Genomic DNA, 24846 nt, shown 5'->3' on the forward strand with positions numbered 1-24846 from the left:
TGAAGTAGGTTCCAAGGGTTGGGCTGTTCGCCCATTAAAGCGGTACGCGAGCTGGGTTCAGAACGTCGTGAGACAGTTCGGTCCCTATCTGTCGTGGGCGCAGGAAATTTGAGAGGAGCTGTCCTTAGTACGAGAGGACCGGGATGGACGCACCGCTGGTGCACCAGTTGTTCCGCCAGGAGCACAGCTGGGTAGCCATGTGCGGACGGGATAAGCGCTGAAAGCATCTAAGCGTGAAGCCCCCCTCAAGATGAGATTTCCCACAGCGTAAGCTGGTAAGACCCCTTATAGATGATGAGGTGGATAGGTTCGAGGTGGAAGCGTGGCAACACGTGGAGCTGACGAATACTAATCGGTCGAGGGCTTAACCAAAGATAGACTGGATATCCTGTGCGTCATGTTTCTTCTGATTCAGTTTTCAAGGTGCAACGTGGCATCTTATGATGAGCCATTAGCTCAGTTGGTAGAGCACCTGACTTTTAATCAGGGTGTCACTGGTTCGAGTCCAGTATGGCTCACCATTTTATGCGGATGTGGCGGAATCGGCAGACGCGCTAGATTCAGGTTCTAGTGGTGGCAACACCGTGGGGGTTCAAGTCCCTTCATCCGCATTTTTCATCTTCATTGAGGATGCTTTATATTATAATATGCGGACATAGCTCAGTTGGTAGAGCACAACCTTGCCAAGGTTGGGGTCGCGAGTTCGAGTCTCGTTGTCCGCTCCATTTGTATTCATTTTTTACTCAGTTGTACTTTCAGGCTTCTTCATTTTAACAATGTGCCCGTAGCTCAACCGGATAGAGTGTCTGACTACGAATCAGAAGGTTGGGAGTTCGAGTCTCTCCGGGCACGCCATTTATTCGGGAAGTGGCTCAGCTTGGTAGAGCACCTGGTTTGGGACCAGGGGGTCGCAGGTTCAAATCCTGTCTTCCCGACCATGAAGATTCAAATATGTAAGTATTGTGGCGGCGTAGCTCAGCTGGCTAGAGCGTACGGTTCATACCCGTGAGGTCGGGGGTTCGATCCCCTCCGCCGCTACCATTATGTTTGTTTTTATCTATTTGTTTGTATCTCGGAGCGAATTGAATAACACGGAGGGATACCGAAGTGGTCATAACGGGGCGGTCTTGAAAACCGTTAGGGCGCAAGCCCACGGGGGTTCGAATCCCTCTCCCTCCGCCAGTACCCTTTTCCTGTGGCGACCGTGGCGAAGTGGTTAACGCATCGGATTGTGGCTCCGACATTCGTGGGTTCGATTCCCATCGGTCGCCCATTAATATAGAGCGCGATAGATTATGGAGAAGTACCCAAGAGGCTGTAAGGGGCTCCCCTGCTAAGGGAGTAGACGGGTCAAACCGTGCGCGGGTTCGAATCCCGCCTTCTCCGCCATGTGGGCCTATAGCTCAGTTGGTTAGAGCGCACGCCTGATAAGCGTGAGGTCGGCTGTTCGAGTCAGCCTAGGCCCACCATTTTTTTTAATAATTAAGTACAGGAAAAACTCACGAGGTGTATACGAAACCTGGCTTTTTCCATAATGAAAAAAGCAATCTGCGACTAGGGCAGATTGCTTTTTTAGTTGATGGGGGATGGCTGTAGAAATTCAGTATGCCTTTCTTCTTTTTTCATTTTTTCAGCAATAGCTTTGGTGAGGTAAAACTCCAATTCTGAAAAAGACCAGCCTATTGCTTCCGCAAACTTTTCCAGCAACTCTTTTTCTTCCTGAGTCATATGAACTCCAATATAAGTTTTTTTTGTCATGATGTTATCATTCCCCTGATGAAATAAATGATGATTGCTTTACTATATTTACATACTCCCCTAAAGAATGTAAATACTTTTTTCCAAATTTTCGATAGAGCCTAGGATTTTAGTGGAATAATTGTTATGATTGTAGTGTTGAAATATTTTAATTATTTATATTTTCTAAGGAGGTAAACAGAAGATGGCAGACACCCAAACTGTAGCATACAACAATATCCTGTTTGAATTAGACTCCGCAATCGCCTACGTAACGATGAATCGCCCCAATAAGCGGAATGCTCTTTCACTAGAGCATATGCAGGAACTTATCCATTGTTTTGAAAACATTTCAAAGGATAAAAATATATCTGTTGTAATCCTTAAAGGAAATGGGCCGGCGTTTTGTGCAGGACATGATTTAAGTGAGATGGTGGATCAGGAGCCAAGTTTTTATCGCAACCTGTTTGATGTCTGTACAAAATTAATGGAAACGATTCAGTCCATTCCGCAACCGGTTATCGCACAGGTGCATGGAATCGCGACGGCAGCAGGATGCCAGCTGGTAGCTACTTGTGATCTAGCCGTTGCGACGGAAGATGCCCGTTTTGCTACGCCGGGTGTGAAAATTGGCCTCTTCTGCTCTACACCGATGGTAGCGATTTCCCGCGCAGTTGGTCGCAAGAAAGCGATGGAAATGCTGTTGACGGGGGAAGCCTTGTCTGCTGAAGAAGCGGCTTTGGCTGGTTTAATCAATAAAACGGTACCTGCCAATAAGCTTGAAGAAGAGACGAAGGCGTTCGCCTTAAAAATTGCCCAAGCAAGCCCATTTACTGTTGGAATTGGAAAACAAGCGTTCTATAAACAATTGGATATGTCACAAGGTTTAGCTTATTCTTACGCAAAGGAAGTTATGAGCCTGAACGCTACCGCTGCCGACGCTACAGAAGGCATTTGCGCGTTTCTTGAGAAGCGGCAGCCGATATGGAAAGGATGCTAATTGTTTATATACTTATAATTTAAGAAATAAGACAGGAGAAGATGATCAGGATGAAAAATGAACTTGTGCTCAAGCAATTTATTATCGCACGCCGGCGGCTTTTAAAGGCGCTTGAGGATGTTACGGAAGAAATGGCCGCCAAAAAGCCGGAAGGATTCAACAATAATATTCACTGGCATGCCGGACACATTTTGTCTGCAGCTGAGCAGTTTCTGTTTCGCTTGCCCGGCGGCTCTGTGAATATTCCAGATAATTACAAAGATTTCTTTGCGAACGGAACAAAACCGGACGATTGGAAAGAGACACCTCCTTCTTTCCAGCAAATTGTCGCACAGCTTAAAGAACAAGAGGCAAGGGTAAAAGATGGCAAAGATAGCATAGAGGAACGTTTGGATGAAACGCTGGTCCCCCCGTTCACGTTACGATCCGGATTACGGATGGACACGGTCGGCGAATTGATAAACATGGCTATTTATCATGAAGGTGTACATACTGGATATATTAGCGCCATGAAGCGAATTATTGGTTAAGCTTATGGAAAGCGAAGGATTGAACGGATTTTTTATAAATGGGAACATAAGGCAATAGCTGTTCAAGGCGATTGCCTTCTTTTTTTGTGAAAAAAGAACGAGGGGACAATGCCCGTAAGTTTTTCTTATTTTTGATGAAACATAAAAGAAAGACGTATCGTATAAGTAAACATAGGCGAGAATAGGCTTCAAAAAATTCCTATGATAAGATAGAAGTATGCAAAAGACCAATAGCGGGGTGAGATTTGATGAAGGAATTTTTCACCAATGTATGGTGTGTGTTACTATCAAGCACTATAGGATTGGTCAGTTCGCTCGTGTTTTTCATACTGTTTGACGAAGAATTTATACCCGTTTTTTTGCTAAGTGTTGCTACTTTTGCCTTGTCCATGTGGATAGTGAAACGGCGCTACCGAAAGCCGCAAAGATATAATCCAGAAATGGACAAGCATGAAAGAGCCTATATAAAACAAAGTTTGCGTGAGGCGCAGCGCAAGCTAAAAACCATCCGCCGCTTGCAGTTTCGCATTCGCTCTATTATTATCTGGAAAAAAACGTCGCACCTGTATAAAGTAGCCCGCCGTATTCTGATAATTATAGAGGAACAGCCACATCGTTTCCGTTTCGCCCGCAATTTCTTTGCCAGCTATCTTGATTCCACCATTACGATTCTTGAAAAGTATACATTCCTTGCTTCGCAGCCGATACACAGCCAAGAAATGGTCATGGCGCTCAAAAAGGCCGAAGCTATGCTGGATGATATTATTGCCGCGCTGGAAGAAGAACTGATGCAGGTGCTTTCGGATGATGTACTAAACCTCAATGTTGAGCTTGAAACACTGAAAAAATCGCTAGGCATACGACCGGAGTACGTAATTAAGTCAGTAAAGCATGAAGAATATAAGGATAAAATGAAGCGATGAGTCTGTGTTGCAGAAGCAAGGGAGGGAAAGCATGAGGCAATTAAATTTGTATCCTTCTGTTCCAGCTGAAGCGTCTTTTGGAGTGAATCCAGCGTCGCTTGACTCACTTTCCCCGCAACAGCAAATACAGGTAAAAGAGCTGATGTTTTACCTGACGCCAACAAAGCCGCATGTTCTGACCCAATACGGAGCAGAAGTTCAGCAGAAAATGGCGGAGCTTGCTGATAACATGCTGAATCAGGTACGAATACAGCGCGTAGAGGAGCAAATTGGAGCCATTTTGCGCAATTTGCTAGCAAAGATAAAAGAAGTGCAACCGGACAAGCTGTTTGAAGAAAAGCGTGGCTTCTTGAATCGTTTGTTCAACGGATCGGTCGTCAAATCGAAAGAGCGTTTGCTGGTTCAATATCAAAAGGCGAACTATGAAATTGAACGGATGGCAGATATGTTGGAACGTTTACGTCATCAGATGTTGCGCGATTCCACGATGCTTGAAGTGTTATACGAACGGAGCCGGGAGTACTTTAACGAATTGAATATTTACATCGTGGCGGCGCGGGAAAAGTTGAAAGAACTGCAGCAGTACACGCTTCCGAATTTACGGAGTAAACTGGAAGCCGAAGTCGCAGAGGGTGACCCGTTAAAAATGCAGGAACTTATAGATATGGAGCGCTTTGCTGATCGCCTTGAGAAGAAATTACAAGATCTGCTTATAAGTCAAACCGTTGCTTTGCAAACTGCGCCGCAAATCCGGCTCATTCAGGAAAATTATGAGATGCTAATGGAAAAAATCCAATCATCCATTTTAACTACAATTCCGCTCTGGAAAAGCCAGATGGTCATCCTGCTTTCGCTTGTACGACAACGTGACGTTCTGGCGGTGCAGAGGCAGGCGGTAAGCGCGTCCGGAACGCTGCTCAAGCAAACTTCGGCCGCTTTGAAAGAAGCTGACCGGGAAATAAGTCAGGAACAGGAGCTTATGATCGCCGAGTTGGAAGCGTTTAAAGAAACACAGCGCGGTTTGTTGGCTGTGGTAGAAGAAACGTTGCATATGCAGCAGGAGGGAAGCGCGAAGCGCAGACAAATTGAACAGGATATGGATGTAAAACCTATTAGATCTGGAAATACGGTATAGTGGGCCATAGCGCTGATGCCTTCTTCCCATATGCTAAGGTGTATTGTATATCCGGATTTTTTATCGTTTGAGAAAGTATATGCCGATTTAAAGTGATGAAGTCATATATACTTTCTTTTTTATTTTTATACAGTTCATTTTTTAGGATAGAAAAAGGTGAATGAAACGATGTTAGATATCGCTTTGCTGGGTTGCGGTGGCACTATGCCATTGCCGAAACGCTGGCTTACTGCTTTGCTGGCTTCATATCAGGGCAAGATGATATTAATCGATTGCGGGGAAGGTACACAGGTAACGATGAAAATGCTGGGATGGGGCTTCAAGTCAATTGAAGCTATTTGTTTTACCCATTACCACGCTGATCATGTTACCGGTTTGCCCGGTTTGCTGTTCGCCATCGCGAATGCGGGACGGACGGATCCGCTTCTCATTATAGGACCGCCAGGACTTACGGAAGTAGTCCGTGGTATGACGGTGATCGCCCCGTATCTTCCATATGAGCTGCAAACGATTGAACTGTCCGCTCAGGAGCCTACTGTCAGCAAAATTGTTGGGGTTACTGTGCGAACTCTTCCAGTAGAGCATACGGTTCCTTGTTTGGGTTATACGCTTGAGATTGAACGAGGAAGAAAATTTAATCCTGTACGGGCGTCTGAACTGGAGATTCCTGTTCCTTTTTGGGGGCACCTGCAGAAAGGGGAAGAAGTTACATATAACGGCAGGACGTTTACGCCGGATATGGTACTTGGTCCGCCGCGCAAGGGCCTGAAAGTGGCGTATTGCACCGATACGCGGCCGACTGAAGAGCTTGTCGAGTTTATCCGCGGCGCCGATTTATTTATCGGAGAAGGGATGTACGGCGACCCGGAGAGCCTGCCAAAGGCGGAAGAGCACAAGCATATGTTATTTGAAGAAGCGGCAATGCTGGCCTTAAGGGGTGGAGTGAAAGAACTGTGGCTTACCCATTATAGCCCATCTTTATCTGAACCGGAGCAATTTATTGACGTTGCGCGTCGAATTTTTCCACAAACGAAGCTGGGAGAAGATCGAATGACGATTAGCTTGGTTTTCGAAAAAGATTAGACGTCTGAACCGAAACAAAACCATTGGATGCTGCCGTTTTGAATCCAATCATTTTCCCTTGCGTAGTAGCTGATTTTCTACCACAATCCCACATGATTCGATTAATTAAGAATAAATATTCTTATTATGCTTATATCATGTTTTGTTTTAAAAATGATTCCGTAAATAATATGATTTAATTAAAGGAGCGAGGGAAAAGAAGTGAAGAAAGTAAAATACAAATATGGCATTATTTTTGATATGGATAATACGCTGCTTCAATCTAGGATTGATTTCACCGGGATGAAACAGGCGATTTTTAGGTTGCTTACAGAGTATGAATTGTGCGCCTATGACTTTGAATGGCAGGAATTTACAGCTTCTCAGCTTATTGAGATGGCACGGCAGTCAGGGCGGTTGCGACCGGAAGTAGAAGCGCTCATTTGGGAAGCGGTGACAGAGTTTGAGAAACGTGGTATGTATGGGGCAAATTTGGAGCCGTATGTGCCGGAAGTATTGGAATACCTTTCACATGAATGTCACTTAGTTGTGTTGACCAACAATGCGCAGGAGGCGGCGCAGGAAGCGCTGCACAATACCGGAATCGCTCATTATTTCGATTATATTGTCGGTCGTGAACAGATGACAGTGCTAAAGCCTTCGCCATCAGGCATTCATTATATTTTGCGCTATTATCCTGATGTACCTTCGGAGCGATGGATGCTAGTTGGAGATTCCTGGATTGACGGCAAAGCTGCGCAGGACAGCAACATACGTTTTGCCGCTTACAAAGGAAATATAAAGGAAATGGAAAAGTGGAAAGTGCATCCGGTTCTTCATATAAACGATATGCGTGAACTGATACAGTCATTGGTATGGAAGACAAAATGAGAAAAAAGGGGAATATCATTTATTATTGAAAAAAGCGAGGCGTTTTCTATATTGGCCTCGCTTTTTCTTCTTATTGAGCATTGTTTTTGTTTATTGCAACGAAATTCTTGCTGTGATGGCAATACATAAAGTTGCTGAAAAGAGGGGAGGAATAGAGAATTTTATGCAAATTCCACATGAAGTGGACATTTTTTAAAAATGTAGAAGCAAAATAGGAAGGGTGTTATATTATTTCTAGCAAAATGAAACTATAACAGAGTTGAAAAGAAGTAAAGAAGTTGTCGTGATATTTTTATTTGCAAACAAACTTTTTTGTTTTTTATCCATTCATCCGGCGGAAAATATTTTATTCCGGCAACCGGGTAGCCATTTCTTAAAAATGATAGAATAGAACGTATAATAAAAGGCAGCAGGCAAGCATAAAAAGGCGTAGATTATGCGAAAAGGAAGATTGGCAGTGAACAAAAGAGAAGAGATTCATCATACGGGTGAAGCATCGTTCGGTGTTCAGGACGGAATGATTCTGGAACATTACGGTGTAAACGAGCTTCATTTCGATTCCGTCAAGAATTACCGCAACCGCTTTCTGGCCGTGAAGCCGAATCATCCTTGGAATGGACTAGAAACGAAAGAATTTCTCTATAAGATTGGAGCTTGGGGCAAGCGGCGCGAAACAGGAAAAGAGGGACTGACACTCGCGGGCTTACTTATGTTCAGCGAGGAAAGAATTATTACCGAGGTATTGCCTCATTATTTTCTTGAGTATCGTGATGAAACTGGGACGGCCTATGATGAGCGATGGACGGACCGAATCACTTCACAGGATGGTACATGGTCCGGCAACTTATTCGATTTTTATTTTATGGTTATGCCGCGGCTGATCGCAGGACTTAAAGTACCGTTTCAGTTGCAGGGAACGCTGCGGCAGGATGAGACAGCCGTTCATACTGCTCTGCGCGAAGCGTTGGTAAACGCAATTGTGCATGCTGATTATAGCGGTGAGCGTGGTATTGTGGTGACAAAAGAGAGCGATGGCTTCGTCTTTTCAAATCCGGGAACGCTTCGCGTACCGCCGCATCAGGCGTTTGCGGGCGGTGTGAGCGACTTGCGGAATCCGAATGTGTGCAAGATGTTTCTGCTTATAGGTCTGGGCGAGCGTGCCGGCTCCGGGCTTTCCAACATTCGACAAACATGGCGGGAACAAGAGTGGAAAATTCCGCAAATTTCGCAGCAAGAATCACCGGCCAGGACGACGTTTATTTTACGAATGATATCCGCTTCTGAGAGCGAAATAGAAGCAGAAAAACGAACAATCGAAAGCTCCTTAAATAAGGAAGGGTGGTCCGTAAATAAAGAAATCAACTCCATAAACAAGGAGTTTAAGTCCGTTAATAACGAGTTTTACTCCGTAAATAAGAGGGAAAACTCCCTAAATAAAGGTATTAACTCCGATAATAATGAATGGAACTCATTAAATAACTGGCTGAACTCCTATAATAAAAAGATTGGCTCTGTAAACAAGTCCGTAAATAATAGAACATTGGCTTCTTTTGAAAAAGAATCGAAAGAGTGGCTGCAAGAAGATAATGTTGAGGAGCATGTGGGTCCAGAAGCGGAAGAAGGAGCTACGGGAGAGGTGGAAAAAGTGGAAGTAAAGGAAGAGGAAATAACGGATGAAGAGCTTTGGCAAATGGCTGAAATCGCCAGAAAGCGGAAACGTCTCAGCCCTAAAGTGATGGAAGAAGTTATTTTGCGTTTATGTGCGCAGAAACCATTACGCCTTAAAGAATTGGCGGATATGCTGGAGCGGACGCCAGATGGTTTACGAAACAATTATTTAGGGAAACTGCTTAAGGAAAACAAGCTTCGTCTTAAATACCCGGATCAAGTGAATCACCCGAAACAGGCATATATAACAGTTAAATAGAAAATGAGGTGCTAGACAACCGATTGTATCATGATATGTTTATGCGCCAGCGTTTTGCACCTCGTTTTTTTAACATGACACGCGAGAAGTCCCCTTCCTCTACGCCTCCGGCGTAGGTGAGGATGAATTGCGATAATATTTTCATACTTGCTTTTGTTCATCTACAAGGAAAGTGATTTACAACATATGCTTATTTTCCTATGGCTCGATATTTTGTGTAGCGATAGGTGAGAAGGGTGGGAGAAACAGTCGGTTGATAAGCACGAATATTTTCCTGGGAAATAAAAAGTTGGTATGCTTATTTGAGTTCTTGAACAATGGCTTCTTGTAAGCGCTGGTACTTGCTTTTTTGGTTTACCGAGTACGAATATCCCATCTTTGTTAACATCTGCATGACGCGCTGGCAGGCGGCTTCATCCTTCATTCCTTCGATTTCAAGCTCATATTCTTCCTGGCCGTTCGGAAAGAATGTGCGATCTAGCTCAAATGTATAATCGTCTATTATGTGCAAGATTCGACGTTCGTTGTGCAGCGTGCCGCGCAGAACAAGTTCTGACGGTGTGATCAGACGGTAGATGGCTTCTTGACCTTCAGGAGGTAGCAAATTTACTAGAATTTCCGGTTTTCCCCGGCCTTTCACAAACATATCTGGGGATATTTCTGTTTCTAATTCAATGGCAGATATGGCGGAAGATTGGCTTTTTTGCTTAATTTTTGCGCATAGAATCCAGGTGCCGTTTTCTTCTCGTACACGCAACATAACCCCATTCTTACCCATATAAAAGTCGGGAGTGTCGAAGTAATAATTGGTTTGCTGAAGGAGAGGCTTTTCTGGATCGGCGTATGCCAGCAGTTTTTCATACGTCTCTTTTGTCACCATAAGCTTTAGTTCTTGTTCTCGTTTTGGCATTTGAATCTCCTTTGTTCACAGATCATTTTACATTCGTTGCTTATAATAGGGAACGGAGAGAAAAAAAGCAACAGTGCGTTATATTGTAATCCTGATTACTGTTTTGTTCGATATGCTTTGGGAAATGTGTACATATGTATAGATACGTTTGAACTTTAATGAGGGGCGGAAATTTTGGTTTATAATTTTCGATATTTTTTGGATAATATACGTAAGATTACAAATTAGAACGAGTTTATAGTGAGAAGGCGCCGAGCGTAATGTGGCGCCTTCTTTCTCACCTTACGAATAAGTAGCAGATTTCTTTTGTTTTTTGCGTCTGCCGATTAGGAGCACACAACCGATAACAAGAATGGAAAAAAACCACTTAAATTCTGGGTTAGCGGTAAAATAGACGGCCAGAAAAGGCTCCTCCGTAATCATTTTGGCGGCGGTCCAGGCAATTACACCGCAGCCGATATAAATCAGCGAAGGGAAACGTTCAATCCACCCGATGATAACGGTGCTGCCCCAGACAACGATAGGAACGCTGATAATAAGACCAAGCACGACGAGCAGGAAGCTGCCATGCGCAGCTCCGGCGACAGCCAGTACGTTATCCAGTCCCATGATCGCATCGGCGATAATAATGGTGCGAATAGCCATCCAGGTATTTTCGCCCGCTTTAATATGCTCGTGCTTTTTTTCTTGTACCAACAATTTGTAAGCGATCCAGATAAGCAGTAACCCGCCGGCCAGCAATAATCCCGGAATGTTAAGCAACCAGACGACGAGTAGCGTCGCAATAAGGCGAATAACGATCGCGCCAATTGTACCCCATACGATTACTTTCTTCTGTTGTTCTTTCGGCAAATCGCGGGCCGCCATACCGATAACAATAGCGTTATCGCCAGCAAGCACCAGATCGATAACCAGAATGGCCAGCAGCGCGGAAAAAAATTCTGCTGAGAAGAATTCCATTATACATCAGTCCCTTCATTTTAATATTTTCACCAAAGGAAAAGACCTTTACCCAACCGGATAAAGGTCTTTAATACTTAATGCAATATAAAAAGACCTTCACCCGTTATGGCAAAGGTCTTGCTAACAACAAATCATGTTGCCAACAAAGCCGGAGGCTGTAAACCTCGAAATGACGACTTTGCTGTCCAGCTACTCCCCTTTGGATTTCTACTTTTAGAGTAAAACAGGAAGCTTCTGTAGTCAATTCTTTATTTTTGATTGATTTCCAGCCATGAATAAGTTTTTTAACATAACACGCGAGAAGTCCCCTTCTTCCACGCCTCCGGCGTAGGTGGGGGATGAATCGTGCTTCTTTTTCCCTTCTATTCGTTGTATACTAGGAATGTACGTTCGTATTGAGAAAGAAGGGGATTCGAATGATTCGAACCGTAAAAGTCGCTTTTACCGCATCCCGCTTCACCATAGATGCCCTGTTTGCCTTACATCGCTTCTCGGCAGAGGTGTGGAATACGTGCTTGACTGAAGCGAAAGTCTACTACCAGCAAACCGGGCAGTGGATCGGTAAAACCGAACTACAAAAACGCTTGAAGCGTCGTTTCCTGATGCACAGCCAGAGTATACAAGCTGTGTGCCACAAATATCTTTGGGCGCGAGATAGCGCACATCAGGCCCGAAAGGAAGGGCACACGAACGTCCGCTATCCATATAAGCAAAATAAGTATTTCAACACAAAGTGGGCGGCGGACGGTTTTACCATTCATCCTAACGGACGCATCTCGTTGCGTCGCGGCATCTGGGAAGGCAAGCGTCAAGCACCGAACCCGCCGGGTTCGCATACATGCGCCATTGACCCGGGTGAAATTCATACGCTTGCAGCCGTCGCAACAACTGGAGACAGTCTCATTGTGACCGGACGAAAAATCCGAAGTATTCACCGCCTGCGTAACAAGAAGCTTGCAGAGCTTCAGCGAAAAATGAGCAAGTGCCAGAAATACAGCCACCAGTGGAAGCGGTACAACCGGGCGAAACAATATCTTCTTTCTAAAAGTAAACGCAAAAAGCAACGTTCTCGCTGCCACAATCAGCGAATGAGCCAGTGGCAGTTTGGGAAAGTAAAGAAGTACCCAACGTACAAACTGAAGGCGGAAGGCATCATGCTCCACAAGCGCGAGGAACGCTATACATCGCAAACCTGTCCGGTTTGCGGGGCGAAAAAGAACGTGCGTGGTGCGGCTATACCCAACATCGGGACATTCACGGTGCGGCGAATCTACTGTCCAAAGTGTTGTATGAAAACCGGATTCAGTCCTTGCCGTTTGAAATTCAGAAACCCACGTATCTACGGATCGCCTAAGCGAGAAGTAGTAGATGGTTTGTTCCGTTTGTTTTGGGATAATATTTTTTGATCGCTTCAATTTTTTTCCTATCTCGAATAAACAAAAAACGCCTCATCTCCTTATGTACCAAGGGTTTGAGGCATTTCGTTCAATCTTACAAAATATAATTGTGTAAGATTTGTAATTATGGCAGGTTAGTTTTTTAGTGGAATATAGGCTACACCAATAGCAGTAAGAATCCCATGAGCAATTGCTTCTGCTAATCCGTTTTGAAAAACAGAATTAGCCATGTATTTTGCATCTTGAGGGTGGTTTACAAAAAGCATTTCTAATAAGCTACCTTTGGTTTAACTTGTAGTACGCGTAAATTCTTTCGAACCTTGATGCCACGATCACGGATGTCAAACAATCGCAGGTAGTTACTAACGGTCATATGAATGGTCTGGATTTGGTCATTTTCACTATAGTAAAGCGTTTTATATCTCGTTCCACCACCAGCATTCATATGAAACTCGACTAAGAGTTCAGCACCTGACTTATTTACGATTTCTACTCTTCGTTCCAAGTCTTCTCGCTTATTTTGTTGTAGATCAGATGCTGAAGAAAGTGAATGATCGCTAGTGCGCGTTAAAACTACTTCTACGTTATGTCTTTCCAGGACGGATTTAACTTTTAACGTCATTTGCATAATAATTTCATATTCTTTAACAAAATCGCAGGCTCCTGGATCAGGTAATCCATGCCCTGCCCCTAGTGCAACAATTTTAGCCATAATTAATTCACCTTTTTCAAATGTTTGATCTCCATCCAAACGTCTTTAATATTTGTTTCTAATGTGGAAAGACCTTGCTGGACTTTTTCCATTGTTTGTGACATTTCTTTTTGAGCTTCGGTTGTTCGTTCCAAGTGCTCCATGAGCTTTTGTTCTCGCTCTTTACTTTCTAACTTGTACTCCAAGTTTGTTTGAAGCAATTCTTTTTCCCTTTTTTCGTGCATTTCCATGATTTTTTTCTCTCGTTCCTCGTTTTCTTTACGTAAGTTATTAAATAACCATACAGATGCACCAATAACGGAAAAAAATAAAAAGATAAAAAGGATACTAAATACATATTGAGATTGTGCAATTTGCTGGGCCGTTTTCAAATCAGGCATACTTTCTTCTTCACCTCTCTTTCAGAGATATAAAGAAGAAATAGCTATATTTGTGGCAACCTATTTTAATTATCAATTAATTATAGTAAAATATTCACAAAAATAGAACAATTGTTTTTATATAGGATTGCCATTTTGGATTTAAATCCCTCTTTATACATAAAGAGGGAGGGGAAATGATGACACTTACTAATTTCTTGAAACAACATCCTCATTTTGAAGAAGATGTAAATGACTTTAATTTTCAAATCCTATTCTTAAAAATTTCCTAAAGGAAGAGAATAATCTACTGCTTTTCGGTAAAACAATAATGTTCCCTACTAAAGAAAATCAAGAAAAGTTAGATGAAGTTTTCAAAACCTTTTATCTAAAAATTAGATTACTTAACTTTATTTTCAAAACTATTTATTATATTGCAATTAATTATAATAAAAAAATTCGCAAACATAAGCAAAGGTATTTGCTAATACTGGACAAGTCGGTTCAGAATACACCAGAAGATGACGGAATAAGCATTATTGATTTAGTTCCTTCTAGTGAACGAACTCCCGATGAATGGATGATTGAAAAAATAATGTTTTGGAAGAAGTTGTTAGTGATCCTCTCCTCAATCAAGCGATCAAACTGTTAACCCCAAAAGAAAAGTTAATTGTGGAGCTTGCTTATATCCATGCTATGTCAGATCGTACAATCTCCCAAAAATTAGGGGTATCACATCAAGCAATATGTAAAACGCGTAAGAGAGCCATTACTAAAATTCGTAGACATATGGAGGAAAAATATGTTGTCTAAAATAGAGGATTTAACTTCTTTGATTAAAGATGCACAAAATAAAGACACGGAGGCCGTGTTACTTTTCGTTCAAACATTTAAGCCGAAATTAAAATCTTCTCTTTATCAAACCTCTCTAAGTGAGCGTGAGGATTTAGAACAAGAATTAACGATAAAGGTAATGGAAACCGTTTGTAATTACAACTTGGATGACACACCTGGATTTTTTGAGTTTATCGAACAGATAGAAAAGAAACGCACCGAATAAAGGTGCGTTAATCTTTTTTATAAAGAATTTTTTAAACTAGGGTTGCCAAAAGAGATGTCTCTTTCTCTTTATTGTATAGAACGAAACAGAGGGAAAAGGTTAGGGATGAACCTTCAACCTCTGCATCCCTTTTGTTCCCTGAAATTTTAAATAAAGAAGGGAACATGATATTATGGCTACTAAAGTGATTGTACGATTAGCTACATTTATTCGAGCTCCATGGGTTCACGACCCTACTGATCTCCCTGGTGGTGACTACTAAGAATTCCAAGGGGATAATCGTGGATTTACCCCATATACCGGAGCATCAGAAACATATTATAAACGTTATCGGACATGGCAAGAGTTTGAAATTGATTTTTCTACTGGCTCTATGACATATCGAGAAGATATGGATCAAACTGTAAACAGAATTACTAAGACTGATGGAACTGTTACAACCAAGTATGGTACTGCTCCTTTATCCGGTATTTCATTTGCAAATGTTCAATGGGGACAACATTCTGTTCAATTTGATGCGATTGTAGATGCAAGTAATCCTTTAGTAACGGCAGCCCCGGCTCTGAAGGAAGCCGGCGGCAAACCTCCGGCCTGAGGAACACGAATCTCATATAAGGCCAGCGTTCGGTGGATGAGCCTGCATAACAAGGCGAAGTCCATACTGCCGAAGGCGAGCGAAGGTAAATGAGGAAGGTAGATGGAGGGGAAGATGGCGCTCTTACCCGGGGAGGTCTGTTATCGTATTAGATGAGGTGGATAAAGGACTAGAAAAAACGAGGTCACAAGTCGTTCGTTATGCGGATGATTGCAATATCTATGTACAATCCCGCAAAGCAGGAGAACGTGTGATACAATCGATAACTACCTATATCGAAAAGAAACTAAAGTTAAAAGTCAATCAGGAAAAAAGTGCTGTCGACCGACCTTGGAAACGAAAATTCCCTGGTTTCAGTTTTACTCAACATCTGGAGCCGAAAGTTCGCATAGCGAAATAGTCCTTACAACGCGTCAAACAGAAAATCCGTGACATTACTTCTCGACCCATATCTTTACCGGACAGAATCGAGGAGCTAAATGAATACCTTATGGGATGGATGAGGTATTTTACATTAGTAGACACGCCAAGCGTGTTTCTTACTCTTGACCAATGGATTCGCAGACGATTGCGAATGTGCTTATGGAAAGAGTGGAAACTTCCCCGAACAAAAGTGAAAAGACTTATTGCTTTAGGCGTGCCTAGAGGAAAAGCCTATGAATGGGGAAATTCCCGTAAGGGATATTGGCGTATCGCTAAAAGCCCTGTTTTACATCGGACTCTTGATAAACGATTCTTCGAATCGTATCAACTTAAGAGCCTGAAAGAACGGTACAACGCCTTGCGGCGTACATAATGAACCGCCGTATACCGAACGGTACGTACGGTGGTGTGAGAGGTCGGGGGCTAATCACCCCCTCCTACTCGATTTTTGAGATTTTTTGTCCTACCGCATATCATCCACCAGCCAAATCCAAAAACAATTCCCGAAACAGCAAAGAATGAATCAAATAGTATTGCTTCTGAGGAAAACATACTTTTAAAACTCCATACATTCCCAAACATCCAGAAAATCAAAGAAGTCGGAATGATGCATAGCAAAGCTGCTGCCAATGGATAAATCCAAACAGTTTGACTAATAGCAGGTTGAAATTTCTTCTGTATTAATGAGAAAGTTAAAAGATATAGTGGGAACACAATAATGATATACGATCCTCCACCCCATAATAAAACTGGTATTAAATCATGGATAGGTTGATTCCAAATAATTGATAACATTACATAATAAGTTAAAATGCCTACAAAAAAAGAGATAACGGAAATAATTGCTAATTTCATCCATCGCATAATAATTACTCCAATTTTGAGATATTTCAAGGATGTAAGATGACCCTTCAAAAAACTGAGTAAACTGTACACTAATAATATACAATAGAGTACTACCAATATTTTAACTTAAAAACCAAAAAAATTGTATTTTTTTGGAATGAAAATATTCTCATTCCAAAATTACAAATTCACATTGTTTTCTTTTCTGTATTTTATGGATTCGGTTCTGTTTACAGAATGTATCAAACGACCGGCCTATGGATTTCAACAACACAATATTCTTTTCGCTTTTTCCTCACCAACTGAAATAGACTTCACATGTTCATGTATTGTTGGTGGAACCACATGTAGGGGTACTGACGACATTTCGTGGATTTTATACATTAATACAAATAATGTAAATTGATATAACCAAAAACGGTTGAATAGTGATGTTTTGGTGATTTATTTTTGGTTTAACTTTTGGATATGAGAAAACTACCCAAAGAACGACCAGAAAAATGTCTTACGGAAATCGCCAAAAACATTCGTTTGTGGAACCTTGTTGAAAAAAATAACAAGAAGCTTGCAGAGCTTCAGCGAAAAATGAGCAAGTGCCAGAAATACAGCCGTCAGTGGAAGCGGTACAACCGGGCGAAACAATATCTTCTTTCTAAAAGTAAACGCAAAAAGAAACGTTCTCGCTGCCACAATCAGCGAATGAGCCAGTGGCAGGTTGGGAAAGTAAAGAAGTACCTAACGTACAAACTGAAGGCGGAAGGCATCATGCTCCACAAGCGCGAGGAACGTTATACATCGCAAACCTGTCCGGTTTGCGGGGCGAAAAAGAACGTGCGTGGTGCGGCTATACCCAACATCGGGACATTCACGGTGCGGCGAATCTACTGTCCAAAGTGTTGTATGAAAACCGGATTCAGTCCTTGCCGTTTGAAATTCAGAAACCCACGTATCTACGGATCGCCTAAGCGAGAAGTAGTAGATGGTTTGTTCCGACCCACGCCCGTAAGGGTGTGTTGCTGAATGATTCCCCTCGCAGACGGCACGTGTCTGTGAGATCAGCGACAACCCTTTGATCGCCTGTTCTGCCGAGGTGGATAGTTCAGAAACCCCCACTTCAACCTATGGTATGGTAAGTGGGGAAGGTTCATATATAAATAATATTATTAAATCAATAAATTATCTATTGTCCTTCCTGTATAAACTATTGTATACTGTGGGAGAACAAATTATATAAATAATATTTTATATGTAAATTAGTTTGGAAGGAACATAAAAATGAAAAGATTCGGTCTTTTACCAAGGTTAATTGCGGCAATTCTATTGGGTATTTTTATTGGAATGGTTAGTCCGCAGTGGGTGATCAAAATTACCGCGACTTTTAACAGTATTTTTGGTAATTTTCTGGGATTTGTCATTCCGCTCATCATTATTGGATTTGTTGCACCGGGCATAGGCGAATTAGGAAAAGGCGCAGGCAAGCTGCTGGCGATTACCGCAGGGATCGCTTACGTTTCTACGATTGTGGCTGGACTTATCGCCTATGTTACGAGCGCTGTTGTACTTCCCAACATTTTGGAAGTCGGCAGCATGCACTTGAACGCGAAAAATCCGGAAGAAGCGCTGGTACCGCCGTTATTCAAAGTGGACATGCCTCCTGTTATGGGAGTAATGACGGCGCTACTGCTCGCGTTTACGCTTGGTCTCGGTATCGCCGCAATTAAAGGCGATACCCTAAAGAATCTAATGAATGACTTTCAGCAAATTGTGGAGAAATTGATCCGGAATATTATTATTCCGCTGCTTCCGCTGCATATTATGGGAATTTTCGCGAATATGACATACGCTGGACAAGTGGCAATGATTATGTCCGTATTTGCCAAAGTGTTTGTAATGATTATTATTCTGCATATTGTCATCCTGTTGTTGCAGTACACGTTCGGTGGCGCGATAGCGGGAGCCAATCCGCTTAGAATGCTTAAAAATATGATGCCGGCGTATTTTACTGCAATCGGCACCCAATCGTCCGCAGCGACCATTCCCGTAACGTTACGCCAGACCAAAAAGAACGGTGTGCATGAGGGCTCTGCTGATTTTGTAATACCGCTCTGCGCGACCATTCATTTGTCAGGAAGTACGGTTACGCTGGTCAGTTGCTCGATGGCGGTTATGATGCTGAACGGCATGAATACTTCGTTTGGTGCGTTATTCCCGTTTATTTTGATGCTTGGTATAACTATGGTAGCAGCCCCGGGCGTGCCAGGCGGTGCAGTGATGGCGGCTCTCGGCTTGCTCCAATCGATGCTGCATTTTGATCCGACGCTGCTTTCATTAATGATTGCGCTATACCTTGCACAGGATAGCTTTGGCACTGCGTGCAACGTAACGGGCGACGGCGCGATTGCGCTTATGGTTAACAAGATTTCTGGACACAAATTGACACCGCAAGAATAAACAAAGAGCTTCGGTTTTTTGTTTTTTGTGATAGATAGCAGGAAAGCATATGCTGCTTTACAGTGATAAAGCAGCATATGCTTTTTTTCCATGTAGTAAACGAGGATAGACTATAGGGTCAGGCAGTTTGTTGTTGTACGGCGCGGTGACCGCCCGTGAAGTCGGCATTCCGGCCGTTTCTTAACGGAATTCGATTTCATCCCGTTCTTTGTTGTATGTTACGACAAGGTCGGAATTATTTAAATACCAGGCGTCTTCTTTTTCGATATAGAATGTAATGCCGCCTTCCACGGTAGAAACGCCGATTTCTTTCGGCTGTTCTTTGGCAATGCCAAGCGAAAATCCGCTTTGCACAGTACTGCAACCGCCTAGACGGACAAAAAAGCGGACGGCGTCCCCTTTTTTCACATCCATTTCTTTGCGGAACCATTCCATGGCCGCAGGGTCGATAATTAGCTTCATGCTTCATGCCTCCTTTGTTTTGCGGCAATGCGTGTATTTTTTATTGTACCATATTCCTTGCGCTTATTTATTGTCTGGCTCTTACGTATGCCGGGTAAAGGAGGATAACAAGCAAATGAGTTGACTTAGTGAACTACCTACCACTTCCACCTCGCTTAGAAGTAGGGGGTTCTAAAGTAAAATGATAGGTAAAAGATGTATCGCTTAATATATCAAACGAGAAGCCCTGTTTTTTTAACTCTGTAATAATAGCTGGCAGCGCTTGAACGGTGGTGACTTTGATCTGCGAATCATGCATTAAGACGATAATTTTTTTCTTGTTTCGGCTTTCCTTCATCACGGATTGAATAATAACGTCGCGTGGTTGGACTTTTCGTTTGGCATCCTGGGAATCAACATTCCAATCGAAGTACTTATAGCCCTTCTGTACGCTTTGTTGGATAAGGATTTGCATTAAGGAATGTCCGCCGTATTTGCGGCTAATGTGATTATTGGAACCGCCGGGGAAACGCATAATTTTGGGCTTTTGGCCGGTTGCTTTGTATATCAGCTGTCTGAGTTTTTCCATGTCACTGTGGAAAGCGGTGGCAGAAGTATAAATATTACGATATTCGTGCGAGTAGGAGTGCAGGCCGAGCGCGTGCCCTTTGCTTACGATGCGCCGATACATTTGCTTACCGAATTCGCTGTTGTTGCCGATAACGAAAAATGTCGCTTTTATCTTATAGCGATCCAGAATTGCGAGAATTTCTTCTGTATTGGTGGATGGACCGTCGTCAAATGTAAGGTATGCTACTTTAGTGTTATTGTTTTGCGCTTGTTTCGCTTTTTCTAATTCTTGCTGCTTTTTTTTCAGTTCATTTCGTAGATTTTCGTTTACCCGTTGTAATTTCTGGTTTTCGAGCTGGATCTGCTCAAGCATGCGCAGTGTGTCATAGTGTGCCTTTGCCTGCACGGACGCGTACAGAATGAACAACATAAAAAAGACGATACCGACTGTAATCGCGTTTCTAATGAGGGTCGCCTCCGTTTCTCTGAACGCTTATGTTTAGATATGTATGTCGGAGGCTTCTCTCTCATGACGCTCAAGCGTATTGATTTGACAAGCGTGAGGAAAATCTGTAATATTCATCTGATGTAACAGGAATAAGGGGCAAAAGACATGCTGCGTAAATACGTATATAAACTTTCTCCAACGCAAATTATTGTCAGCGCTTATTTTACAGCCATTGTGATCATTACCGGGCTATTGATGTTGCCTATCAGTGTAAAACCGGGGGTCAACCTGTCATTGATAGATGCTTTGTTTACCGCTGCAAGTGCGGTGAGCGTGACTGGGCTTACGACAGTCAGCACAGCGGACACATTTAGTACATTCGGTTCTTTTGTTTTGATGCTAGCTTTTCAAATCGGTGGAATCGGCGTAATGACGCTGGGCACATTTTTCTGGATTTTGTTCGGTGCGCCCATAGGGCTTTCGCAGCGCAGGTTGATTATGATCGACCAGAACCGGTACAATCTGTCTGGTTTGGTGCAGCTGATGAAGCTGGTGCTTGGGATGACGCTGTTGTTTGAAGCGGTAGGAACACTGATTTTCGGACTGTATTTCTATTTTGCTGGTTATTACGATACGTTTTATGCGTCTTTTTATTATGCGGTTTTTCATTCGATTTCGACGTATACGAACGCAGGGTTTGATCTTTTTGGCAATTCGCTGATTGACTATTCTCATGACTACTTTGTTCAATCGGTAACCATGCTTCTCATCATTCTTGGTGCCATCGGTTTCCCGGTACTGGTTGAAGTTCGTGAATATTTGTTCGGTGGCCATAATCGGTTTCGCTTTTCCTTGTATACGAAGATTACGACTGTGACGTTTCTGGTGCTGCTTGTGTTGGGCATGCTTGTAATCTGGATTACAGAAGATTCACGATATTTTGCTGAAATGTCCTGGTATGAGAAGTTTTTCCATTCTTTATTTCTTTCAGTTACTGCACGTAGTGCCGGATTAACGACGGTTGATGTATCGGAGTTAAGCGTGGGAAGCCAGTTTGTCACCTCCATCTTGATGTTTATCGGGGCCAGTCCTTCCAGTGTGGGAGGAGGCATCCGCACAACAACGCTTGCGGTTGTGATTTTGATGATTGTTACGTTTGCGCGTGGCCGGAGCGAGGTGCGTGTGTTTGGCCGTTCCATTCGACAGGAGGACATTATTAAAAGTTTTGTGTTTTTTGTAACAGCCTTGATGCTTGTGACAGGCGGCACGTTAGTTGTGCATATGTTAGAGGATCAAAGGTTTGAGTTGGTACATGTTATATTTGAAGTATGCTCCGCGTTTGGCACATGTGGCCTTTCCGTTGGGATTACAAGCGGTTTGTCTTACAGCAGCAAAATAATATTGGTGCTTTTGATGTATATAGGCCGAATTGGCATGATGCCGTTCTTGTCAAGTTTTACTTCGGGCAAATCAACAGCGGACGTCCATTATCCAAAAGAAAAGATTATTATAGGCTAAAAGCTACTAGGAAAATAGGTGTTTATCAGGCGTTTTCTTTTTCTGTCTAAATTACTAAAAGAGGGAAAATGAGGAACTTTTTCTTGCGCGTATCCGTATATGATGTTGTAAATAAAGAGAAGGGAGGAAATAGAGGGAGTCGACTGGAATACTGAATGCTGGATGAGACGAAGAGGTTCTCGGTATTTTACTGTATGATTTAATCGCTAAAGATAAGCTTGCGATTATTTTGTGAAAGATGGGATGGTCTGTGAAAAGACATCTTGTGTAGTAGAAGATTTCTGTTATGGTATTTATGAAAGTATTAGCAATCCACTCTCCGCATGTATCGCCTAGACGAAAGTGCTATAGAGACTGATATAGAGCCTGTACGAGGGGTGGAGAATTCTTCACAGAAGAAGAGCAAAACACGATTGGGTGCTATATGTTTTCGACCTATTTCGAGAACCGGTTTACCGGGAAAGAATCATATGCAGTAAAGCCAATTTTGGTCGGGGCAGGCGGCCGTGCAACTACTAGCCATGCACAGATTTTGAGAGGGAAGAGGAAGACAGTGTGTTTGTAAACATTCGCAATGTAAGCAAGCGGTATGGAAAAAAACAAGTGCTGCAAGAGGTAAATCTGGAAATTGCAGAAGGAGAAATGTTTGGAGTCGCGGGTCACAATGGTGCGGGCAAGTCGACATTGCTTTCTATTGTCGCGGCTGTCATGAAGCCAAACAGTGGAGAAGTGCTTATTGGCGGACAGTCCGTCCATATGCTTGGCTCTCAGGCCAAACAACAAATCGGGTATGTGCCGCAGGAACTGGCGCTGTATCCTTCCTTGCGTGGCATTGATAACTTGGCCTTTTGGGGCAGGATGTACGGTCTGCGTGGAAAAGAACTTGCACAGCGCATGGATGAGGTGGCGGAAATCATCCATTTGCGCGACAGAATTCGTGAGCGCGTCGAAGCGTACTCCGGCGGTATGAAGCGACGGCTTAATCTTGGTGTGGCGCTGCTGCATCGGCCTAAGCTGCTGATTCTTGACGAACCGACGGCGGGAGTAGATGTCGGCTCCAGGAAACACATTTTAAAAGCTTTAAAGGAAATAAGCGAGCGGCGGTGCACGATTTTGTATACAAGCCACCATCTTGAAGAAATGAAGGCTTGTGATCGAATCGGCGTTCTGAAATCGGGGCGATTGGTCGCCGTTGGTACACCACAAGAGGTGCAACATGAATTGGAGGGGGAACAATATGGAGACGAAGAAAAAGAGTAAAAAATCAGTGATTATTGCGGTTGTCGTCGTATTGCTGGTCGCTTTCGGCGCTTACTTCGCGTATGCGTTTTTTGACGTATTCAAAAGCAACAAAACGATTTATTTAGAAGCAGAAGCGAAAGAGATGAACAACCTATCCAAGAAAGTGGAAGAGTACAACAAGCAATACAATGAGTACATCGCTCCTTACCTAGAAGGGGCCGTGGAACAGAAGATGGAAATTTCCAATCTAAATATAGATATGGAAGTTCCGGATCCGCAAGTTCAGAAAGTCATGGACCTTCTCAAAGATTCCAGGTTGATCATGGAATCGAAGATGGATGACACAAACAAGAAAAATTACGTGAAAGTTAATTTCAACGTTAAAAACAGCAATCTTATTGGTGCCGAATTTTTCTATGATGCTGAGAAACTAGCCTTTGGTGCTCCGGCTTTGTATAACAAATACGGTTACTTCAACTGGAAAGACAAAGCAGTTATCAAGCAAAAATACGACATGGACATTCCGGATAAAATACCTTCCCAAAAAGAATATGTGGAACTGATCCAGATTCCGAGCAAAGAATTAAAGCCGATTATACGTGAGTATGCCAAGCTTTACGCTGATAGCATTAAAGACGAGCAAGTAAGCGTGAAAAAAGGCGCGACGTTCGAAGAGAACGGCGTGAAATTGGCTGCCAGAGAAATTACAGTAACATTCACTCCTGAACAATACAAACAGCTTATGAAAAACATTGTTGAAAAAATTTCCAAGGACGAAAAATTACAGGATCTTCTTTATCCTCGTTATCAAAAATTAGTTGAATTAACAGGTAGTGGGAGATCGGAAGAGGATCTGCCAAAGCTGAGTAAAGAAGAATTCAAGAAGAAGTTCGCTGAGTTTAAAGAGGAAACGGATCGCTCCCTTAATAAGGCTGATTTTGGTGACGGGGTAAAAATGATCGTATACGTGGACAGAAATGATAATATTTTGAGCCGTACGATTGAATTTAACAACAAAAACGCCGGCCAAAAAGATGTCCTAAAACTTGCTAGTTTCCAAGACAACGAGAAGCAGGATCGTGTTGTTTTTAACGTGTCTTCTACGAAGTCAGGAGATAGGGAAAGCATCTTTACCATCACATATGTAAACAAAAAAGACGGTGACAACAGCAAAGGCAATGTAAAATTGAATGTAACCGAAAAAATGGGCAACACTCCTATGTCCGATTTTAAAGCGGATGCTGATTTTACGCTTGCCAAAGATGGAAACAAGGAAAATCAGGACGTAAATATTAAGCTGTATGTCAATGGCAACAATACGGATCCGATCGCGCTGGCATGGAAAGGAGCGACAACGGAGAACGACAAGGATAAAACACGTGCAGCCGACTACAAAGTAGAAATCAATCTGCCGAAAAATGATCCGACGATGCCGAAAAAAATAGGGTTTACTATTAAGAACGATGAGAAGTTCGATGTAGGAGAAGTAAAGCTTCCGGCGCTGGGTGTACAGAATAGCATTAATCTGGCAACGCTGACGGATCAGCAAATGATGCAAATTCAGCAGGAAATCCAGAGCAGTGTCGGCCAGTACGTGATGAAGAACATGCAATTATTCCAGCAACTTGGCATTATGCCGCCAGGGGCCGGAAATATGGTACAGTAAGGAAAAAAGAGCAACGGGAAGGGACCGATAAGGTGCCTTC

The 24846-nt window shown here is 42.9% G+C and carries 24 protein-coding genes, 10 tRNA genes, 1 rRNA gene and 2 pseudogenes (1 of these 37 only partly in view); 29 read left to right on the forward strand and 8 right to left on the reverse strand.

The genetic code is table 11. The features are described 5' to 3' along the window. The 11 genes from ACH33_RS00835 to ACH33_RS00885 form a co-directional block, all read left to right on the forward strand. A 23S ribosomal RNA gene (locus tag ACH33_RS00835) occupies positions 1 to 372 on the forward strand (it extends 2564 nt beyond the left edge of the window). A 73-nt stretch (positions 373 to 445) separates the two neighbouring features. Then, positions 446 to 521, forward strand: a tRNA-Lys gene (locus tag ACH33_RS00840). A 6-nt stretch (positions 522 to 527) separates the two neighbouring features. Beyond that, positions 528 to 611, forward strand: a tRNA-Leu gene (locus tag ACH33_RS00845). A 38-nt stretch (positions 612 to 649) separates the two neighbouring features. Then, a tRNA-Gly gene (locus ACH33_RS00850) sits at positions 650 to 725 on the forward strand. A gap of 53 nt (positions 726 to 778) precedes the next feature. Then, a tRNA-Arg gene (locus ACH33_RS00855) sits at positions 779 to 855 on the forward strand. A 6-nt stretch (positions 856 to 861) separates the two neighbouring features. Beyond that, positions 862 to 938, forward strand: a tRNA-Pro gene (locus ACH33_RS00860). 26 nt (positions 939 to 964) lie between these two features. Next, positions 965 to 1041, forward strand: a tRNA-Met gene (locus ACH33_RS00865). Between the two features lie 52 nt (positions 1042 to 1093). Next, positions 1094 to 1182: transfer RNA gene (locus tag ACH33_RS00870), tRNA-Ser, on the forward strand. 16 nt (positions 1183 to 1198) lie between these two features. Continuing rightward, positions 1199 to 1271, forward strand: a tRNA-His gene (locus ACH33_RS00875). 26 nt (positions 1272 to 1297) lie between these two features. Then, positions 1298 to 1389, forward strand: a tRNA-Ser gene (locus tag ACH33_RS00880). Between the two features lie 3 nt (positions 1390 to 1392). Further along, a tRNA-Ile gene (locus ACH33_RS00885) sits at positions 1393 to 1469 on the forward strand. Between the two features lie 103 nt (positions 1470 to 1572). Here the strand turns inward: ACH33_RS00885 and ACH33_RS00890 are convergent. Beyond that, positions 1573 to 1758, reverse strand: a complete 186-nt coding sequence (locus ACH33_RS00890) for a hypothetical protein (protein WP_057897300.1) — start codon at positions 1756 to 1758, stop codon at positions 1573 to 1575. Positions 1759 to 1942: 184 nt separating this feature from the next. Between ACH33_RS00890 and ACH33_RS00895 the strand changes: the two genes are divergently transcribed. From ACH33_RS00895 to ACH33_RS00925, 7 genes are all read left to right on the forward strand, one after another. Beyond that, on the forward strand, positions 1943 to 2737 hold the full coding sequence (locus ACH33_RS00895) for an enoyl-CoA hydratase (protein ID WP_057897301.1): 795 nt from the start codon (positions 1943 to 1945) through the stop codon (positions 2735 to 2737). 50 nt (positions 2738 to 2787) lie between these two features. Next, the gene (locus ACH33_RS00900) at positions 2788 to 3267 is read left to right on the forward strand and encodes a DinB family protein (RefSeq protein WP_057897302.1); all 480 of its coding nucleotides are present in this window, start codon (positions 2788 to 2790) and stop codon (positions 3265 to 3267) included. 248 nt (positions 3268 to 3515) lie between these two features. Continuing rightward, complete coding sequence (locus ACH33_RS00905; protein WP_062731142.1) at positions 3516 to 4190, forward strand: 5-bromo-4-chloroindolyl phosphate hydrolysis family protein; 675 nt, start codon at positions 3516 to 3518, stop codon at positions 4188 to 4190. Between the two features lie 31 nt (positions 4191 to 4221). Beyond that, positions 4222 to 5325, forward strand: a complete 1104-nt coding sequence (locus ACH33_RS00910; RefSeq protein WP_057897304.1) for a toxic anion resistance protein — start codon at positions 4222 to 4224, stop codon at positions 5323 to 5325. 168 nt (positions 5326 to 5493) lie between these two features. Next, positions 5494 to 6408 carry a ribonuclease Z gene (locus ACH33_RS00915; protein WP_057897305.1) on the forward strand — a complete coding sequence of 305 codons (915 nt, stop codon included), beginning with the start codon at positions 5494 to 5496 and terminating at the stop codon, positions 6406 to 6408. Between the two features lie 201 nt (positions 6409 to 6609). Continuing rightward, positions 6610 to 7278, forward strand: a complete 669-nt coding sequence (locus ACH33_RS00920) for an HAD family hydrolase (RefSeq protein ID WP_236781938.1) — start codon at positions 6610 to 6612, stop codon at positions 7276 to 7278. A gap of 457 nt (positions 7279 to 7735) precedes the next feature. Then, on the forward strand, positions 7736 to 9205 hold the full coding sequence (locus ACH33_RS00925; RefSeq protein WP_412674529.1) for a DUF8451 domain-containing protein: 1470 nt from the start codon (positions 7736 to 7738) through the stop codon (positions 9203 to 9205). A gap of 298 nt (positions 9206 to 9503) precedes the next feature. On the opposite strand, the gene ACH33_RS00930 is transcribed toward ACH33_RS00925, so the two are convergent. Beyond that, positions 9504 to 10115 carry a CYTH domain-containing protein gene (locus tag ACH33_RS00930; RefSeq protein WP_057897306.1) on the reverse strand — a complete coding sequence of 204 codons (612 nt, stop codon included), beginning with the start codon at positions 10113 to 10115 and terminating at the stop codon, positions 9504 to 9506. Between the two features lie 282 nt (positions 10116 to 10397). Continuing rightward, entirely contained in the window at positions 10398 to 11075 is a 678-nt protein-coding gene (locus tag ACH33_RS00935) for a TerC family protein (protein WP_057897307.1), read from the reverse strand. 419 nt (positions 11076 to 11494) lie between these two features. Between ACH33_RS00935 and ACH33_RS00940 the strand changes: the two genes are divergently transcribed. Beyond that, positions 11495 to 12484, forward strand: coding sequence for a zinc ribbon domain-containing protein (locus tag ACH33_RS00940; RefSeq protein ID WP_057897308.1), 990 nt, complete (start codon positions 11495 to 11497; stop codon positions 12482 to 12484). A gap of 259 nt (positions 12485 to 12743) precedes the next feature. Here ACH33_RS00940 and ACH33_RS00945 read toward each other — a convergent pair whose 3' ends face one another. Both ACH33_RS00945 and ACH33_RS00950 read right to left on the reverse strand, forming a co-directional pair. Further along, positions 12744 to 13187 (reverse strand): N-acetylmuramoyl-L-alanine amidase, encoded by a 444-nt coding sequence (locus ACH33_RS00945; protein ID WP_057897309.1) that lies wholly within the window; start codon positions 13185 to 13187, stop codon positions 12744 to 12746. Between the two features lie 2 nt (positions 13188 to 13189). After that, positions 13190 to 13567 carry a hypothetical protein gene (locus ACH33_RS00950; RefSeq protein WP_057897310.1) on the reverse strand — a complete coding sequence of 126 codons (378 nt, stop codon included), beginning with the start codon at positions 13565 to 13567 and terminating at the stop codon, positions 13190 to 13192. 310 nt (positions 13568 to 13877) lie between these two features. On the opposite strand from ACH33_RS00950, the gene ACH33_RS19610 reads away from it, so the two are divergent. The 5 genes and pseudogenes from ACH33_RS19610 to ACH33_RS18445 all read left to right on the forward strand — a co-directional run. Beyond that, positions 13878 to 14198, forward strand: a complete 321-nt coding sequence (locus ACH33_RS19610) for a hypothetical protein (protein ID WP_057897311.1) — start codon at positions 13878 to 13880, stop codon at positions 14196 to 14198. Positions 14199 to 14218: 20 nt separating this feature from the next. Further along, a complete protein-coding gene (locus ACH33_RS20520; protein WP_442854481.1) occupies positions 14219 to 14359 on the forward strand; it encodes a sigma-70 RNA polymerase sigma factor region 4 domain-containing protein in 141 nt (46 codons plus the stop codon). Further along, the gene (locus ACH33_RS00960) at positions 14349 to 14606 is read left to right on the forward strand and encodes a helix-turn-helix domain-containing protein (protein ID WP_057897312.1); all 258 of its coding nucleotides are present in this window, start codon (positions 14349 to 14351) and stop codon (positions 14604 to 14606) included. Before ACH33_RS20520 ends, ACH33_RS00960 begins: the two co-directional genes overlap by 11 nt. A 274-nt stretch (positions 14607 to 14880) precedes the next feature. After that, positions 14881 to 15201 (forward strand): annotated as a pseudogene (locus ACH33_RS00965) (DUF3238 domain-containing protein); the annotation flags it as partial. Positions 15202 to 15328: 127 nt separating this feature from the next. Further along, positions 15329 to 15997: pseudogene (locus tag ACH33_RS18445) on the forward strand (group II intron maturase-specific domain-containing protein); the annotation flags it as partial. Positions 15998 to 16047: 50 nt separating this feature from the next. Here the strand turns inward: ACH33_RS18445 and ACH33_RS00975 are convergent. Continuing rightward, positions 16048 to 16488, reverse strand: coding sequence for a hypothetical protein (locus ACH33_RS00975; RefSeq protein WP_057897315.1), 441 nt, complete (start codon positions 16486 to 16488; stop codon positions 16048 to 16050). 450 nt (positions 16489 to 16938) lie between these two features. Between ACH33_RS00975 and ACH33_RS19780 the strand changes: the two genes are divergently transcribed. Both ACH33_RS19780 and ACH33_RS00985 read left to right on the forward strand, forming a co-directional pair. Then, positions 16939 to 17490, forward strand: coding sequence for a zinc ribbon domain-containing protein (locus ACH33_RS19780; RefSeq protein WP_082705828.1), 552 nt, complete (start codon positions 16939 to 16941; stop codon positions 17488 to 17490). Between the two features lie 255 nt (positions 17491 to 17745). Then, positions 17746 to 18921, forward strand: a complete 1176-nt coding sequence (locus ACH33_RS00985) for a dicarboxylate/amino acid:cation symporter (protein ID WP_057897317.1) — start codon at positions 17746 to 17748, stop codon at positions 18919 to 18921. Between the two features lie 180 nt (positions 18922 to 19101). Here ACH33_RS00985 and ACH33_RS00990 read toward each other — a convergent pair whose 3' ends face one another. Together ACH33_RS00990 and ACH33_RS00995 are read right to left on the reverse strand one after the other, a co-directional pair. Beyond that, positions 19102 to 19383 carry a HesB/YadR/YfhF family protein gene (locus ACH33_RS00990; protein ID WP_057897318.1) on the reverse strand — a complete coding sequence of 94 codons (282 nt, stop codon included), beginning with the start codon at positions 19381 to 19383 and terminating at the stop codon, positions 19102 to 19104. Positions 19384 to 19516: 133 nt separating this feature from the next. Next, complete coding sequence (locus ACH33_RS00995; RefSeq protein WP_057897319.1) at positions 19517 to 20362, reverse strand: polysaccharide deacetylase family protein; 846 nt, start codon at positions 20360 to 20362, stop codon at positions 19517 to 19519. A 183-nt stretch (positions 20363 to 20545) separates the two neighbouring features. On the opposite strand from ACH33_RS00995, the gene ACH33_RS01000 reads away from it, so the two are divergent. From ACH33_RS01000 to ACH33_RS01010, 3 genes are all read left to right on the forward strand, one after another. Continuing rightward, positions 20546 to 21898 carry a TrkH family potassium uptake protein gene (locus ACH33_RS01000; protein ID WP_057897320.1) on the forward strand — a complete coding sequence of 451 codons (1353 nt, stop codon included), beginning with the start codon at positions 20546 to 20548 and terminating at the stop codon, positions 21896 to 21898. Between the two features lie 555 nt (positions 21899 to 22453). Further along, on the forward strand, positions 22454 to 23158 hold the full coding sequence (locus ACH33_RS01005) for an ABC transporter ATP-binding protein (RefSeq protein ID WP_057897321.1): 705 nt from the start codon (positions 22454 to 22456) through the stop codon (positions 23156 to 23158). Continuing rightward, entirely contained in the window at positions 23136 to 24806 is a 1671-nt protein-coding gene (locus ACH33_RS01010; RefSeq protein ID WP_057897322.1) for a DUF6583 family protein, read from the forward strand. Before ACH33_RS01005 ends, ACH33_RS01010 begins: the two co-directional genes overlap by 23 nt. The last annotated feature ends 40 nt before the right edge of the window (positions 24807 to 24846 follow it).

The sequence above is a fragment of the Aneurinibacillus sp. XH2 genome (assembly GCF_001439585.2).
In the GTDB taxonomy this organism is placed as follows: Bacteria; Bacillota; Bacilli; order Aneurinibacillales; family Aneurinibacillaceae; genus Aneurinibacillus; species Aneurinibacillus thermoaerophilus.